The organism is Streptomyces sp. NPDC050085, from assembly GCF_044460595.1.
Taxonomy (GTDB): Bacteria; Actinomycetota; Actinomycetes; order Streptomycetales; family Streptomycetaceae; genus Streptomyces.
In genome coordinates this window covers 261,599-277,093 of record NZ_JBITJZ010000001.1, presented here as the reverse complement: position 1 = coordinate 277,093, position 15,495 = coordinate 261,599, and the positions used below count along the sequence as shown (strand labels likewise).

Below are 15,495 nucleotides of genomic sequence, written 5' to 3'. Positions count from 1 at the left end.
TCCGGCGACATGAATGTCAGCCGTTTCCAGGGGGACTAGTAGGCGTCCCGCATCAGCTCGGCGAGGTCGGCGTCGACATCCACGTGCAGCGATTCCTGGCCGACCGGGACCAGCTTCGTCGTGTCCGAAAGGAACCGTCGCAGCTCGCCCGTGCGCACGTGCACGATGGCCGTGCCCTCCGTGGCGTGGAACTCCAGGACCGTCCTGTCGTAGCCGTACGGGCGCACGCGTACGTCACCGGCGCCCGCTCCCTCGTCGAGGCCGCAGGACAGCAGCTCGCGGGCGAACGTCCAGCAGACGTCGACGCCTTCCAGCGTGGCCGGGGCCGGGAAGGACATGCGCACGGCGAACGGGTCACGCGCGTCGTAGCCGAGGGTCGCGGGGATGCTCGCCATCCGCGGTGCGGCGGCGACGAGACGGGCCTCTACGGCATGCTCGATGACGAATGACAACGCCTGCTCCCTTGTGACGACTGGACGGACCCGACGGACGGTCGGACGGCCTCACTTGAATAGACGGCGGAACGAGGGAATCCGTGCATCTGAAGCCGGACGAAAAACGAGTGACCTCTGTCACCGGTTTCATGCGGGGTGCTCTGGACGCGGGTGGGGCAGTGGGCTAGCTTCGCGCGCCATGAGGGGACTGAGCACGCTGAGGCCATGGAGAACCACGGGGCGCGAGGGAACGACGGGACGGGCCGGACGCACGGGACGGTCGGGAGGGGCCGGGCGCATCGGGGCGGTCCTGGGCGTGACGGCCCTCGCCGCCGTCGCGCTGGGCGCCGCGCCCGGAACGGCCGCCGCCCACCCGGCCGTCTGGAAGCTGAAGGACACCGGCACCGACGCCCGGTTCCGCGGCCTGGCCGCCGTCGACCGGAGCACGGCCTGGGTGGCCGGGAGCAAGGGCACGGTGCTGCGGACGACGGACGGCGGAGCGCACTGGAGGAACGTGTCGCCGCCCGGTGCGGCCGAGCTCGAGTTCCGTGACGTCGAGGCGTTCGACGCCCGCCGCGCGGTGGCCCTGTCCATCGGCGAGGGCGAGGCGTCCCGGATCTTCCGCACGGACGACGGGGGAGCGACCTGGACGGAGTCGTTCCGCAACACCGACCCGAAGGCGTTCTACGACTGCGTCACGTTCTTCGACCACCGCCACGGCGTCGCCCTGAGCGACCCGGTCGACGGCAAGTACCGCATCCTGTCGACCGGCGACGGCGGCCGCTCGTGGCGCGTGCTGCCGAGCGCGGGGATGCCGCCCGCGCAGACCGGCGAGGCGGGCTTCGCTGCGTCGGGCCAGTGCCTGGTCGCCTCGGGCCCGAAGGACGTCTGGCTCGCCACGGGCGGCGGGGCGAGCGGCCGCGTGATGCACTCCGCGGACCGCGGCCTGACCTGGACCGCGACCGACACCCCGATCCCGGCGGGCGACTCGGCGCGCGGCGTCTTCGGGCTCGCCTTCCGCGACCGTACGCACGGCATCGCGGTCGGCGGCGACTACCGCGCCGACCAGGCGTCGCCGCGGGCCGCGGCCGTCACCGGCGACGCGGGCCGCACCTGGACGCCGTCGGCGCAGCCCCCGCCCGCGTACCGCTCGGGCGTCGCCTGGCTGCCGCGGTCCCGCTCCGCGGCGCTGGCGGTCGGGCCCACCGGCACGGACCTGACGCTCGACGGGGGCCGCACGTGGCGCACCGTGGACTCCGGGTCGTTCGACACGGTGACGTGCACGCACGACGGCGCGTGCTGGGCCGCCGGCGAGAAGGGCCGGGTCGCGCGAAGCTGACGGGATCGCTGAACCGAGCACTGAGGGGCGCGGCGTTCGCCGCGCCCCTCTCCCGGTGCTCACAGTCAGGGGCTACCCGTCCACCCGTTCCACCCGTCTACCCGTCGTTCTCCGAGGACGGGATGGCCGCCCCCGGAACGTCCTGGGGCGCGTACAGCTTCTTCTCCCCGGGATACGGCTTGGTCCAGCCGTGGGTCTCGTACCAGGTGAAGTGGTTCATCTGGGCCGGGTTGGCGAAGTCCGGCACCGCGTGCGGGCCGGTCAGCCGCTGCTTGGCCTTCCAGGCGTCCCACTGGCCGGCGAGGGCCTTCTTGTCGGCCGGGACGGTGGTCGACGGCACGGCCGCCGCCGTCGGATCCTGCGGCGCGGGCACGTCCACGCCGCACGACGGCGGGGTCTTCAGCCCGTCCGTCAGGGGCGTGCGGTTGGGCAGCGCGGTGAACGGCGTGAAGTCGGGCTTCTTCGTGAACGCGCCCGTCATCGGGCTCGCCGCGCTGTCCTTCTGGTTCATCGGGTGGATCCCGAGGATCTGCTCGATGGTGCGGATCAGCGTGATCTGCGAGTAGTAGTGACTGTCGACCGTGCCGCGCTGCGCCCAGGGGCTGATGATCTGGACCGGCGCCCGGTGCCCGTCGACGTGGTCGAGACCCGCCTGGGAGTCGTCCTCCACGACGAAGATCGCGGAGTCCTTCCAGTACGTGCTGTGCGAGATCGAGTCGACGATCCGGCCGGTCGCGAGGTCGTTGTCGGCGACCTGGGCGGGCGCGTTCGCGGGGCCGCCGGTGTGGTCGCTGGAGAGCCAGAACATGTTGAGGTCGGCCGCGCCGTTCTTGGCGAAGTCCTGCTGCCAGATCTCGGAGCGGTAGATGTCGGGGACGCTGGTGTCGAACTTCGCGAAGCCGTGCACCGACACGTCGTTGAGGGAGGGGATCGGCGACGACGAGACCAGCGGGTACGCCGTGTCGGCACCGGTGGAGCGCATGTTCTTGGCGTCGCAGTACAGGTTCTGCCAGCTGGCGTCCGCGGGCTTGGTCAGGAACTGCTGGAACTCGCCGAAGTCCCGCACGGAGTGCCCGGCGTCCTGCGCGCCGGTCCACAGGAACCCGGTGCGCTGGTGGCCGAGCGCGTCGTCCTCGGTGTCGTAACTGCGCGCGTACTCACCGGCCGAGGACTCGGTGTACTCCGGATCGTCCGCCTGCATCAGCCAGTTGTGGCCCTCGGCGGAGTTCGTCCCGATGTCGTACGTGTTGTCGTACAGGCCGAACTGCTCGGCGAGCGCGTGCTGGTTGGGCGTCACGTTCTCGCCGAACTCGGCGAGCGCCGGGTCGCCGTTGCCCTCGGCCACGTCACCGAAGACCTGGTCGTACGTGCGGTTCTCCTTGACGATCAGGAAGACGTGCTTGATCGTCGACGGGTCGCCGAGCCGCGCGGGGACCGGCACGGGGCGCGGATGGTGCCCCTTGGCGGCCTTCTCGACGGAGCCGCGGGTCCAGCCGTTCTGCCGGAACACCTTGGACGTGTACGAACGGATCGTCCGGTCGCTCGGCAGCGTGAAGTGCTGCACGCTCGACGTCGTGTCGTGGGTGGCGTGCCCGGCCTTGGTCGTGGGGCGGCGGGCGTCGACGCCACGGGTGTTGGAGACCACGACCTGGTCCCCGGCGGTGGCGACCTCCGCGGGGAAGTAGTCGGTGGGCAGCAGACCGACGTAACTCACCGGTTCCTGCGCGGAGGTGAACCGGTAGACCGCGACCGCGTTGGCCCGCCCGAGCGTGACCAGCAGATGGCCGTCGTCGGTGAGGGTCACGCCGTCGGGCTCGTAGCCCACGGATGCCTCGGGCCACGGCTTCGTCGAGATCGTCTGGACGACCCTGTCCTTGCGCGGGTCGATGACGGACACGTCGTTGGTGGCCGTGTTCGTGACGAACACCGCGCCGTCCTTGGCGTACACCGCCGTCGGATGCAGTCCTACGGAGATGTGGGCGACGGAATCGGTCGCGGTGGACGGCGCGGCCAGGTCGATGACGCTGACCGTGCCGGTGGTCGTGGCCGCCGTCTTCGGGTCGGCCGGCACCTGCGTGTTGTACGAGTTGATGGTGGTGTCGCCGGGCCGGGCCGTGCGTCCGCCCTCGTTGCTGACGTAGAGCTTGTCGCCGACGCGGACCATGTCGCGCGGCGCGTTGCCCACGCTCCAGCTCCGCTCGATCGCGCCGGTCGCGGCGTCGAGCGCGACCACCCGGTTCTGGCCGTTGACCGCCGCGTACACGGTCGAGCCGTCGGCGGAGAAGACCGGCTCGGCGACGAGGGCGTGCCGGGGGCCGTCCGCCGGGATCGGCACGGACGTCGGGGCCGACAGCGTGCCGTCCGCGGCCACGGTGAAGCGGGTGTAGCCGTCGGTCTGGCCGAGCCACAGCTGCCTGCCGTCGGGCGAGTACGCCGGGCCTTCCTGGCCCACGTCGTTGCCCTTGATCCGCAGGTCGGCGGCGGCGTTGTTGCCGATGCGCTGCTGCACCGTCCAGGTCTTCACGTCGACGACCTCGAGGGCCATCCCGCCGTCCGTCACGGAGGCGGCCAGATGGGAGCCGTCGGGGCTCAGGGACGACGACATGATCTTGCCGTCGTTGAGGACGAGCCGTTCGCCGTACGGATCTATGTACTGGTCGCTGGAGATCACCTGGCCGTCGCGGGTGCTCTGGCCGACCTGGTCGAAGCCGAACTGGTGGGTGCCCGCGAACGCGGTGCCCGCGGCGGTGAGGGCGAGCGCCGTCCCGCCGGCGAGGAACAGCGGTCTGCGTCGGCCGAACGGGCCCGTGCGGACCCGCCTCCGGCGTGTCACCTGCATGGAACTCATCCCTTCGAAGTGGCCTTCGGCAGCTCGACGTTGGCGTCGAACTGCCACAGCGGATTCGGACCGTCCCCGGTCGGCGTGCGGACCAGGAAGTAGCCGTTGACCTCTTTCGGGCCGTCGCCGTCCGCGACGAACCTGCCGTCAGCGGTGACGTCGAGCTGGTAGACGGCCTGGCCCGTGGCGTCGATGCCGGGCAGGTGCCAGGAGACGACGCAGCGCCAGTCGTTGCCCGGCCCCTCGGCGTCGACCCGGACGCTGCCCTTGTCGCACGACGCGGTGGCGCGCAGCTGCGCCTCGGTGACCGCGGGCCGGTTCAGCTCGTCGGTCTGGACGCGGTACAGGTGCGCGAAGGCCGTGGCGACCGAACGCTGCACCTTGTCCTGCGTGATGCCGGAGCCGGTGGCGGGGACGGCCGCGGCCAGCACCGCGACCGTCGCAGCACCGAGCCCGAGCAGCGGCAGCGCGCCCACGGTCAGCGCCCGGTGCCCCGCGCCGTCGGCGGTGAGGTTCGTGAAGTCCCGCCGCAGGAACAGCAGATACGCGAGCGCGGTCGCCGTCACCGCCCACACCAGGGCGACCGCGATGCCGATCAGCAGCGGGCCCGGCTGCCCCGGGTCGGTGAACAGGCCGTTCCACGAGATGAAGGCGTAGCCGGGCAGCGCGAGCCGGACGGTGACCGGCAGCGGCAGCATCTGCGCGAGTTGCATCGCGAGCGCGACGAGCGCGGGCAGCAGCAGCCCCATCGGGGAGCGGCCGAGCGCCACCGAGCCGAGCAGCCCGACCGCCGAGAGCGCCAGGGTCGGCGCGAGCGCGCACACCCAGGCGAGCAGCACCTTCTGCGCGGCGTCCGACGCGGGCAGCACGTGCCCGTCGAGCCCGACCAGCGGATGGTTGCCCACCGTCGCGAGCCCGCCCAGCGTGCTGGAGACGACGAGTCCCACCACGAGGAGCAGGATCACCGTGAGGCTGGCCAGCGCCTTCGCCACGAAGATCCGGCGCGGTGACCGGACCGCGACCAGCAGGTGCCGCCACGTCCCGAGCCGGTCCTCGGCCGCGAACACGTCACCGGCCACCACCGAGGTGACCAGCGGCAGCGCCCAGCTCCCGGCGAAGCCGAGCATCACCAGGGGGCCCGCCCAGCCGGTGGCGTGCATCCACCGCCCGAACAGCGTGTCCACGGGCAGCGAACTCTGACGGCTGACCGCGGCGACGAACAGGCCGGGCGCGAGCCAGCAGACCAGGACGAGCAACCGGATCCGCCACTGCGCGAACAGCTTGACCAGCTCGAAGCGGTAGCCGCGCAGGACCGGGACGCGGCGCACCTGCGGCGGCCCGGGCGCGGCAACGTTGTCGGCACCGACCGTCGTCGCCGTCATGAACGCCCCTCCTGGGCCTCGGCGCCCACGGGTGACCGGTCGGTGAGTGCGAGGAAGGCCGCCTCCAACGGCGAGACCACGGGCGCCAGTTCACGCAGGGCGACGCCCGCCTTCACGAGCCGCGTCACCAGGTCGTCGAGCGCGGGCACCCGGGCGCGGACCACGAGCGTCGCCGGGTCGCCGACGAGCCGCAGCTCGGGGACGTCCGCGGCCACGCGGCGGGCGGCCGCCGGGTCGGACGTCACCAGGCGGTAGTCCAACTCCTGGCGGTCGGTGGCGAGTTCACTCAGCGGGCCGGAGTAGACGACGCGCCCGGTGGCCAGGATGGTGACCTCCGAGCAGAGCGCCTCCACGTCGTCCATGCGGTGACTGGAGAGCACGACGCTCGTCCCGTCCGCGGCCAACTCGGTGAGCACCTGGTGCACATGGCGCTTGCCCGCCGGGTCGAGCCCATTGGCGGGTTCGTCGAGGACCAGCAGCCGGGGCTCGGTGAGCAGGGCCGCCGCGAGGCCGAGCCGCTGCCGCATGCCGAGCGAGAAGCCGCGCGTACGGTCGTCGGCGACATCGGTCAGGCCGGTCCGCGCCAGCGCGTCGTCGATCGCCGGGCCCTTCGCGTCACGTCCGTGCAGCGTGGCGAGCGCCGCGAGGTTCTGCCGTGCGGTGAGCGAGGGATACAGCCCGGGCCCGTCCACGAAGCCCGCGACGCCCTCGGGCGCGGCGAGGGCCCGGCCGACCGGTGCCCCCAGGATCTCCAGACTGCCGCTGTCCGCGACGGCGAGCCCGAGCAGCAGTCCGAGCAGGGTCGTCTTGCCGGCCCCGTTCGGACCGACCAGGCCGTGGATCCGGCCGGGCGCCACGTCGAGTGCGATGCCGTCGAGCGCCACGACGTCGCCGAAGGTCTTGGTGATGCCGCGCGCGCGTACGGCGCCGGGTCTGTCCCCGTCCATGTGCCTCCCTTTCCCCTGAGCCTCAAGGACCATAGGGAGACCACAAGTCCCCCACAGGGACCCTGAGTTGAACGCTCCGGGAACTCAAGGCAATCCCCGGCCCAAGTCGCGGGGCCCGGATCGGGCGGGCACTCTTGTGGACCTCGTTGAACTGTGCAAGATCTACGCGTATGGCTACGGGCAACGGGACCACCGCGATCGCCCTGCGCGATCTGCACAAGAAGTTCGGTGACGTGCACGCCGTCGACGGCATCGAACTCGACGTCGCGGAAGGAGGGTTCTTCTCGCTGCTCGGACCGTCCGGCTCGGGCAAGACGACCGTGCTGCGTCTGATCGCCGGGTTCGAGACGCCGACCCGGGGCACCGTCACCCTCGCCGGGCAGGACGTCACCCGCCGCGCCCCCTTCGAACGGGACGTGACCACCGTCTTTCAGGACTACGCCCTCTTCCCGCACATGAGCGTCGAGCAGAACATCGCCTATGGCCTGAAAGTGCGGGGTGCCTCGCGCAAGGAGCAGGCCGAACGGGTCCGGGCCGCCCTGGAGTCCGTCCGCCTCGACGGGTTCGGCGCGCGCAGGCCCGCGCAGCTCTCCGGAGGGCAGCGCCAACGCGTCGCGCTGGCACGGGCGTTGGTCGTACGGCCCCGGGTCCTGCTCCTCGACGAACCGCTCGGCGCGCTCGACCTCAAGCTGCGCGAACAGATGCAGACCGAGCTGAAGGAGCTCCAGCGCGACGTCGGCATCACCTTCGTGCTCGTCACCCACGACCAGGCCGAGGCCCTCGCCCTCAGTGACCGCGTCGCCGTCATGAACGCCGGACGCATCGAACAGGTCGGCACGCCGGGGGAGTTGTACGAGTCACCCGGCACCGCCTTCGTCGCGTCGTTCGTCGGCACCTCCAACACCCTCACCGGCGCGGCCGCCCAGCTGATCGTGGGGAAACCCGGGACATTCGGCGTCAGACCCGAGAAGATCCGGGTCCTGTCCGAGGCGGGGGAGCACGATCGCCGTGACCACAGCGAGGCGCACGGCACCGTCGTCGACGCCGTGTACCTGGGCGACAGCACCCGCGTCGTCGTCGACATCGACGCGGGGGTCCGGTTCGTCGTCGTACGGCAGAACCTCGACACGACGGCGGCCGACGCCCACGCACTGCCGGGCAGCCGGGTCCTGCTGCGCTGGCACCGACGGCACAACATCCCACTGAGTACGGCGACTTGAGCGACCCGTAGTGATCCGGAGCGTCCCGGAAGCGGAGCGATCCACACGAATCGACCGACAGGGGAGACCTCGTGCGCGCAACCCGAACCCTCATGGCCGCCACCGCGTGCGGCGCGCTGCTGCTCGCCACCGCCTGCGGCTCCTCCGACGACGGGGGAGGCGGCAAGGGCGCGCCCGGCGGGCAGGGCTTCGTCCCGCCGAAGCTGTCCGCCCCCAAGTCCCTCGGCAAGACGGAGGGCAAGGTCAACCTCATCGCGTGGGCGGGCTACGCAGAGGACGGCTCCAACGACCCGAAGGTCGACTGGGTCACGCCCTTCGAGAAGCAGACGGGCTGCCAGGTCAGCACCAAGGTCGCCGGAACCTCCGACGAGATGGTCAACCTGATGAAGACCGGGCAGTACGACGCCGTCTCCGCATCCGGCGACGCGTCCCTGCGCCTGATCGCCTCCGGCGACGCGGCCCCCGTGAACACCGACCTCGTCCCCAACTACCGGGACGTCTTCCCGGGGTTGAAGATGCAGCCCTGGAACTCGGTCAAGAACGTCGCCTACGGCATCCCGCACGGCCGCGGCGCCAACGTCCTCATGTACCGCACCGACAAGGTCACCCCGGCCCCGGATTCGTGGAAGGCCGTCTTCGACGACGCCCCCCGCCACATGGGCAGGGTCACGGCGTACGACTCGGCGATCTACATCGCCGACGCCGCCCTCTACCTGATGAAGACGCAACCGGACCTCGGCATCAAGGACCCCTACGCCCTCGACCAGAAGCAATTCGACGCCGCCGTAAGCCTGTTGAAGAAGCAGAACGGATACGTCGGCGAGTACTGGAGCGACTATCTGAAGGAGGTCTCCGCCTTCAAGAGCGGCGACTCGGTGATCGGCACCAGCTGGCAGGTCATCGTGAACACCGCCCAGGGCGAGAAGGCCCCCGTCAAGGCCGTCCTGCCCAAGGAGGGCGCCACCGGCTGGTCCGACACGTGGATGGTCTCGGCACGGGCCGAACACCCCAACTGCGCCTACAAATGGCTCGACTGGATCGTCTCGCCGAAGGTGAACGCCCAGGTCGCCGAGTACTTCGGCGAGGCCCCCGCGAACGCCAAGTCGTGCGCGGAGACGACCGACAAGAACCACTGCACGACGTTCCACGCCGACGACGCCGCGTACTGGAAGCAGGTCCACTTCTGGACCACGCCCATCCCGCAGTGCCTCGACGGACGTACGGACGTGAAGTGCGTGCCGTACGCGAAGTGGGTGCAGGCGTGGACCGAGATCAAGGGCTGACGCGCGGGTGACCATGGGGAAGAAGGCCGCCGGGGCGCTGCACCGCAGCCCCCGGCTGCGCCTGACCCTGCTCCTCGCGGCGCCCCTGACGTGGCTCGTCGTCGCGTACCTGGGGTCGCTCGCGGTGCTGTTCCTGTCGGGGCTGTGGACCACGGACCCGTTCACGTCGGACATCGTGCGCACCTGGACCCTGGACAACTTCAGGACCCTCGTCACGACCGACGTGTACCGCCAAGTGGCGTTGCGCAGCATAGGAGTTGCCCTCGGCGTCACGGCGCTGTGCATCGTGCTCGCGTTCCCGATCGCCTTCTACACGGCGCGCGTCGCCCGCCCGCGATGGCGCCCGCTGCTCGTCGTCGCGATCCTCACCCCGCTGTGGGCGAGCTACCTCGTCAAGGCGTACGCATGGCGCGTGATGCTCGCTCAAGGAGGCCTGCTGGACTGGCTGTTGAGCCCGCTCGGCGTCAACGGGCCCGGCTACGGCCTCACGGCCACGATCCTCGTCCTGACCTACCTCTGGCTGCCGTACATGATCCTGCCGATCCACGCGGGCCTCGAACGCGTCCCCGACGGCCTCCTCGACGCCTCCGCCGACCTCGGCGCCCGCACCTGGCGCACCTTCCGCACGGTGCTGCTGCCGCTCGTCCTGCCGTCGGTCGCGGCGGGCTCCGTCTTCACGTTCTCGCTCAGCCTCGGCGACTACATCGCCGTACAGATCGTCGGCGGGAAGACCCAGCTCATCGGCAACCTCGTCTACTCCAACATCACCCTCGACCTGCCGCTCGCCGCAGCGCTCGGCACGGTCCCGGTCGTCGTGATCGTCCTCTACCTGCTGGCAGTGCGCCGCACGGGCGCGCTCAGCAGCCTCTGACGGACCTCTCGGAAGGGGAACCGACGGTGCACCTGTCCCGCACCGCACGCATCGCGCTCCGCATCGGCGCCCTGCTCGGCTTCACCGTCATCTACGTCCCTCTGCTCCTGGTGGTCGTCAACTCCCTCAACCAGGACCGGAGTTCGAGCTGGCCGCCGGACGGGCTCACCCTGCGCTGGTGGCGGGACGCCTGGCACAGCGCGGGCGCCAGGGACGCGCTGTGGACGTCGGTGAAGGCGGGCCTCGGAGCCACGCTCATCGCGCTCGTCCTCGGCACCCTCATCGCGTTCGCGGTCGCCCGGCACCGCTTCTTCGGCCGGGAGGCGATCTCGTTCGCCGTCGTCCTGCCCATCGCACTGCCCGGCATCATCACCGGCGTCGCCCTCAACACGGCCTTCCGCACGGTCCTGGAGCCGATCGGCATCGGCCTCGGCCTGTTCACGGTGGTCGTCGGCCACGCCACGTTCTGCGTCGTGGTCGTCTTCAACAACGTCGCCGCCCGCCTGCGCCGCCTGCCCGGCTCGTACGAGGAAGCCGCCATGGACCTGGGCGCCGACACGTTCCGCACGTTCCGCGACATCACGTTCCCGCTGACCCGCTCGGCGCTCGCGGCCGGCGGCCTGCTCGCGTTCGCGCTGTCCTTCGACGAGATCGTGGTCACGACGTTCACCGCGGGCCCCGGCATCCAGACGCTCCCCATCTGGATCTTCTCCAACATGGCCCGCCCCCAGCAGGCCCCCGTGGTGAACGTGGTCGCCGTCGTCCTCGTCCTGCTGTCGGTGATCCCGGTGTACGTGGCCCAGCGACTGTCGTCGGACACGGCGGCGGGGAGCCGGGTCTAGCCCATCGTCCGCGACATGCCCACGGAGTCGTACGACGACGTCTCGACGAAGCCGAACTTCTCGTACAGGAACCTCGCCGGACCGTCCGCGATCAGCGACACGTAGGCGGTCGCCGGTGCCCGCCGGTCCAGCTCGTCGCTGAGCGCCGCCATGATCCGCTTGCCGAGGCCGCGGCCCTGGTGGTCGGGGTGGACGCAGATGTCGACGACCTGGAACGCCGTGCCCCCGTCCCCGATGATCCGGCCCATCCCGACCGGCACTCCCTCGTGTCGCAGAAGCACGCCGAACCAGGTGTTCGGCAGGGCGAGCGCGGCGGCCTCGGGTGCCTTGTCGGAGAGTCCGGCGTCCGTGCGCAGCCGTCGGTAGACATCGACGGTCGGGACGCCCGCCTCGATCATGTAAGGGTCACTCATCTCGCTCATGCCTTACATCATAAGGGTGTCGCCGACCGCCCTGTCCAGGGTCGGCCCATGCAGACGATCACGGGGATCCCCGAGGGCTGGCCGACGGACGAGGGGGCGGCGCGCGCCGTGCAGGGCGCGTTGCGGGGGAGGGCGGTCCTCGACGAGACCAGGCCCCTGCCCGGCTCTGGGCACGTCACCGGGATCGACGTCGTGTACGACGACGAGCGCGACCTCGTCGCGGCGGCCGCGGTCGTCCTGGACGCGGCGACGCTCGACGTCGTCGAGGAGGCGACGGCCGTCGGGCACGTCGCCTTCCCTTGCGTGCCGGGCCTGTTGGCGTTCCGCGAGATCCCGGCCGTCCTGGGGCCTGTGTCGAAAGTGGCGTCTGCCGTCCGACGCCTGGCGCGCTCCCCCAGCCTTTGGTCGGGGGACCCCCAGAGCACGCACCAGACGCCGCCCGGCCCGCCCTCCGGGCGGACGACGCCACTTTCGACACAGGCCCCAGGCGCCCTGGAGGCACTGCGCACCGACCCGGGCCTCGTCGTGTGCGACGGCTACGGCCTCGCGCGCCCCCGCCGCTTCGGGCTCGCGAGCCACCTCGGCGTGCTCACCGGACTCCCGACGATCGGCGTCGCCAAGAATCCGTTCGCCTTCACGCACGCGGCGCCCGGGCGCGAAAGGGGCAGCGCGGCCGCGCTCCTCGACGGCACGGAGGAGGCCGGCCGCGCGCTGCGCACCCGCGCGGACGTCAAGCCGGTGTACGTCTCGGTGGGCCACCGGGTGTCCCTGGCCCACGCGTGCGCACACACGCTGGCCCTGACCCCCGCCTACCGCCTCCCGGAGACGACCCGCAGGGCCGACCGGCTGTGCCGCGACGCGCTGCTCGAGCTGAGTCCCAACGGACTCAGCGCTCGGCCGCGACCCTGAACGTGATCCCGGCCGCGCGCAGCCGCCCGATCAGCGCGTCGCCCATCGCCGCGGCGGTCGTCACCTGCCCCGCCGTGTCCGGGAGTTCGTCCTGGGCCAGGCACATCGCGGACTCGGCCAGCATCTTCGCCGTCTCCCCGTATCCGGGGTCCCCGCCGGCCACCTCCGTGAAGACGCGGCGCCCGCCGCCCTCGCCGACGAAGCGCACCGAGAACCAGCTCTTGGCGCGACGGGCCTCGTCGGGGCCGTCGCCGGGGAGCAGCCGCCCGCCCAACCAGCGCCGCGCGGGCGGCACTTGGGCCGCCGCGAACACGGCGCCGACGGCCGCGACCCCGCCCACCGCCACCGGCAGCGACTTCACCGCGGCGTAGTGCCGGTAGCGGAAGTCCGGGCCGTAGCGCGCGATGGCCCGCGCCGAGCGCTGTACCACCTGCGGGTCGATCGTGGGCAGCGGCAGGGCCCACGCCCCGATCTCCTTCGCGAACCGGGGCGCCCCCGTCGGCGCGTACGCGGTGCGCCCCACCAGCCGCGGCTGGTGGCGCCGCCGCTCCTGCTGCGCGGCCAGCATCTGCCGGGCCCGCCCGAACTGGTTGAGGGCCGAGGCGAAGGTGCCGCCCGAGAACGTGGCGTTCGACCGTACGAAGCCGTCGACGCGCAGCGGCACGTCCTGCGGCAACTGCTGCACGGTGAAGTACGCGCCCAGGTCGTGCGGGATCGAGTCGAAGCCGCAGGCGTGCACCAGGCGGGCACCCGTCTCCCGCGCGCGGGCGTCGTGCCGCACGTACATGAGGTCCACGAACTCCGGCTCACCCGTGAGGTCGACGTAGTCGGTGCCCGCCTCCGCGCACGCGGCGACCAGCCCCTCCCCGTACTCCAGGTACGGACCCACGGTCGTGGCCACCACGCGCGCGCGGGAGGCGAGTTCGCGCAGCGACGCCGCGTCGGCGACGTCCGCGCGCTCCAGCGGCAGCACCGCACATGCCGGATCGATGCCGGTGAGCCGCTCGCGCAGCCGCTCCAGCTTGGTGAGGTCGCGGCCCGCGATCGCCCAGCGCAACCCCTCGGGGGCGTGCGCCGCGAGGTACTCGGCGGTGAGCACCCCCACGAAACCCGTCGCCCCGAACAGCACCACGTCGTACGCCCTGTCCGTGCGCCCAGGTTCCCCAGGACTACCAGGCCTGTTCATGACACCCCTCACCGTGCTCGCGCGCCGTTGTCGGTGGCTGAGGCTAGCGTGACAGGCGGGCGGGGTCGCCGGGACCCCGCACTTCACGGGCGGAGGCCGCCGTGGCCGAAGTGCGCAAACCGGAGCAACCGGCGAAGCCGTCGCAGCGCGCGCGGCGCACCTGGGCGCGGGTGCGGGAGTTCGCCCTCGGGCTGCCGGGCGCCACCGAGGAGTTCCCCTGGGGCGAGACGGTGGCGAAGGTGAACAAGAAGGTGTTCGTCTTCCTGGGCGTGGACGACGGCACGTACCCCATGGGCATGACGGTCAAGCTCACGGACGAGGCGGCGCACGCCCACGCGCTGACCGCGCCCGGCGCCGCACCGGCCGGATACGGGCTGGGCAAGGCCGGCTGGGTGCGCATCCCGCTGGACGAGAAGCAGACGCCCGCCGCCGAGTTGCTGTGCGACTGGGCGGAGGAGAGTTACCGGGCGGTCGCACCGAAGAAGCGCGTGGCCGAGCTCGACGAGGGTGGTGGCACGGGCACGGGAGACCACTGAGCCCCGCACTCGGCTAAGCGCTTGCTCGTCAAGGGGTTGTGCCGGGTCCCGCCTGTTCTTAGCATCACTGGTGTTACATCAGTTGTGTCACAGACTGGGGGCGTGGCGGGATGGCAGTGGCAGGCACGGAAGCCCGTGATCAGCACGGTGGCCCGCTCGCCGGGGTGCGCGTCGTCGAACTCGCGGGAATCGGCCCGGGACCGTTCGCCGCGATGCTCCTCGCCGACCTCGGCGCCGATGTCGTACGCGTCGACCGGCCCGGCGGCGCGGGCCTCGCGGTCAACCCCGAGTTCGACATCACCAACCGCAACAAGCGGTCCGTGATCGTCGACCTGAAGGCCGCGGGCGGAGCCGAGCGCGTGCTCCAACTCGTCGAGCGCGCCGACGTGTTGATCGAGGGCTACCGCCCCGGCGTCGCCGAGCGCCTCGGAGTCGGCCCCGCCGACTGCCACGCGCGCAAACCCGAATTGATCTACGGCCGGATGACCGGCTGGGGCCAGGAAGGCCCCCTCGCCCAGCGCGCCGGGCACGACATCGCGTACATCGCGCTCACCGGCACCCTCGGCATGATCGGCAGACCGGACGAGCCGCCGACCGTCCCCGCGAACCTCGTCGGGGACTACGCGGGCGGCTCCCTCTACCTCGTCGTCGGCATCCTCGCCGCCCTCCACCACGCCCGCGCCACCGGCACGGGCCAGGTCGTCGACGCCGCCATCGTCGACGGCACCGCCCACCTCAGCGCGATGATCCACGGCATGCTCGCGGCCGGCGGCTGGCAGGACCGGCGCGGTGCCAACCTGCTCGACGGCGGCTGCCCGTTCTACGGCACGTACGAGACCGCCGACGGCCGGCACATGGCGGTCGGCGCCCTGGAGCAGCAGTTCTACGACGAGTTCATCGACCTGATGGGCCTCGCCGAGGTCGCGCCCGCACGCAAGGACCTGTCCCGCTGGGGCGAACTGCGCGAGGCGGTCGCCGCCCGCTTCAAGGACCGTACGCGAGACGAGTGGACCGCGGTCTTCGAGGGCTCGGACGCCTGCGTCGCGCCCGTCCTGTCGCTGCGCGAAGCCCCCGCCCATCCGCACCTCGCCGCCCGCGGCACCTTCGTCGACCACGGCGGCATCACCCAGCCCGCCCCCGCGCCGCGCTTCTCCGCCACGCACACCGCCGTCCGCACAGGACCGGCCCAGCCCGGCGCCGACACCGCGGACGTCGCCCGCGACTGGGGCGTACCGGAGCTCGCCGAGCCCAACGATTCCCCGACGAAAGGCAGTTGATCGCGAGC

The 15,495-nt window shown here is 71.8% G+C and carries 14 protein-coding genes; 8 read left to right on the top strand and 6 right to left on the bottom strand.

The genetic code is table 11. The features are described 5' to 3' along the window. Window positions 1-35 precede the first annotated feature (35 nt). Window positions 36-452: an SsgA family sporulation/cell division regulator gene (locus ACIBUY_RS01165; RefSeq protein ID WP_365580810.1), complete on the bottom strand. Its 417-nt coding sequence runs from the start codon at window positions 450-452 to the stop codon at window positions 36-38. Window positions 453-750: 298 nt separating this feature from the next. On the opposite strand from ACIBUY_RS01165, the gene ACIBUY_RS01160 reads away from it, so the two are divergent. Next, window positions 751-1,773, top strand: coding sequence for an oxidoreductase (locus ACIBUY_RS01160; protein ID WP_365580807.1), 1,023 nt, complete (start codon window positions 751-753; stop codon window positions 1,771-1,773). 97 nt (window positions 1,774-1,870) lie between these two features. On the opposite strand, the gene ACIBUY_RS01155 is transcribed toward ACIBUY_RS01160, so the two are convergent. Genes ACIBUY_RS01155 through ACIBUY_RS01145 form a run of 3 tightly spaced genes read right to left on the bottom strand, consistent with a single transcriptional unit; the run spans window position 1,871 to window position 6,941 of the window. Beyond that, on the bottom strand, window positions 1,871-4,612 hold the full coding sequence (locus ACIBUY_RS01155; RefSeq protein ID WP_365562049.1) for an alkaline phosphatase family protein: 2,742 nt from the start codon (window positions 4,610-4,612) through the stop codon (window positions 1,871-1,873). Window positions 4,613-4,617: 5 nt separating this feature from the next. Then, on the bottom strand, window positions 4,618-5,994 hold the full coding sequence (locus ACIBUY_RS01150; protein ID WP_399151323.1) for an ABC transporter permease: 1,377 nt from the start codon (window positions 5,992-5,994) through the stop codon (window positions 4,618-4,620). Further along, the gene (locus ACIBUY_RS01145) at window positions 5,991-6,941 is read right to left on the bottom strand and encodes an ABC transporter ATP-binding protein (protein WP_399151322.1); all 951 of its coding nucleotides are present in this window, start codon (window positions 6,939-6,941) and stop codon (window positions 5,991-5,993) included. Before ACIBUY_RS01145 ends, ACIBUY_RS01150 begins: the two co-directional genes overlap by 4 nt. A 170-nt stretch (window positions 6,942-7,111) precedes the next feature. On the opposite strand from ACIBUY_RS01145, the gene ACIBUY_RS01140 reads away from it, so the two are divergent. The 4 genes from ACIBUY_RS01140 to ACIBUY_RS01125 all read left to right on the top strand — a co-directional run bounded on the left by ACIBUY_RS01140 (window position 7,112) and on the right by ACIBUY_RS01125 (window position 11,157). Then, the gene (locus tag ACIBUY_RS01140; RefSeq protein WP_399151321.1) at window positions 7,112-8,161 is read left to right on the top strand and encodes an ABC transporter ATP-binding protein; all 1,050 of its coding nucleotides are present in this window, start codon (window positions 7,112-7,114) and stop codon (window positions 8,159-8,161) included. 71 nt (window positions 8,162-8,232) lie between these two features. Next, a complete protein-coding gene (locus ACIBUY_RS01135) occupies window positions 8,233-9,444 on the top strand; it encodes an ABC transporter substrate-binding protein (RefSeq protein WP_399151320.1) in 1,212 nt (403 codons plus the stop codon). A 13-nt stretch (window positions 9,445-9,457) separates the two neighbouring features. Next, on the top strand, window positions 9,458-10,315 hold the full coding sequence (locus ACIBUY_RS01130) for an ABC transporter permease (RefSeq protein WP_365562064.1): 858 nt from the start codon (window positions 9,458-9,460) through the stop codon (window positions 10,313-10,315). A gap of 26 nt (window positions 10,316-10,341) precedes the next feature. Then, window positions 10,342-11,157, top strand: coding sequence for an ABC transporter permease (locus ACIBUY_RS01125; protein WP_399151319.1), 816 nt, complete (start codon window positions 10,342-10,344; stop codon window positions 11,155-11,157). On the opposite strand, the gene ACIBUY_RS01120 is transcribed toward ACIBUY_RS01125, so the two are convergent. Next, a complete protein-coding gene (locus ACIBUY_RS01120) occupies window positions 11,154-11,579 on the bottom strand; it encodes a GNAT family N-acetyltransferase (RefSeq protein WP_365562070.1) in 426 nt (141 codons plus the stop codon). The genes ACIBUY_RS01125 and ACIBUY_RS01120 overlap by 4 nt on opposite strands. Window positions 11,580-11,627: 48 nt before the next feature. Between ACIBUY_RS01120 and ACIBUY_RS01115 the strand changes: the two genes are divergently transcribed. Further along, a complete protein-coding gene (locus ACIBUY_RS01115) occupies window positions 11,628-12,488 on the top strand; it encodes an endonuclease V (protein ID WP_399151318.1) in 861 nt (286 codons plus the stop codon). Here the strand turns inward: ACIBUY_RS01115 and ACIBUY_RS01110 are convergent. After that, the gene (locus ACIBUY_RS01110; protein ID WP_365562076.1) at window positions 12,466-13,674 is read right to left on the bottom strand and encodes a saccharopine dehydrogenase NADP-binding domain-containing protein; all 1,209 of its coding nucleotides are present in this window, start codon (window positions 13,672-13,674) and stop codon (window positions 12,466-12,468) included. The two genes, ACIBUY_RS01115 and ACIBUY_RS01110, sit on opposite strands and share 23 nt — an antisense overlap. Window positions 13,675-13,775: 101 nt before the next feature. Between ACIBUY_RS01110 and ACIBUY_RS01105 the strand changes: the two genes are divergently transcribed. Together ACIBUY_RS01105 and ACIBUY_RS01100 are read left to right on the top strand one after the other, a co-directional pair. Next, window positions 13,776-14,210, top strand: coding sequence for an MmcQ/YjbR family DNA-binding protein (locus ACIBUY_RS01105; RefSeq protein WP_399151317.1), 435 nt, complete (start codon window positions 13,776-13,778; stop codon window positions 14,208-14,210). A 110-nt stretch (window positions 14,211-14,320) separates the two neighbouring features. Next, on the top strand, window positions 14,321-15,487 hold the full coding sequence (locus tag ACIBUY_RS01100; protein WP_399151316.1) for a CaiB/BaiF CoA transferase family protein: 1,167 nt from the start codon (window positions 14,321-14,323) through the stop codon (window positions 15,485-15,487). Window positions 15,488-15,495 lie beyond the last annotated feature (8 nt).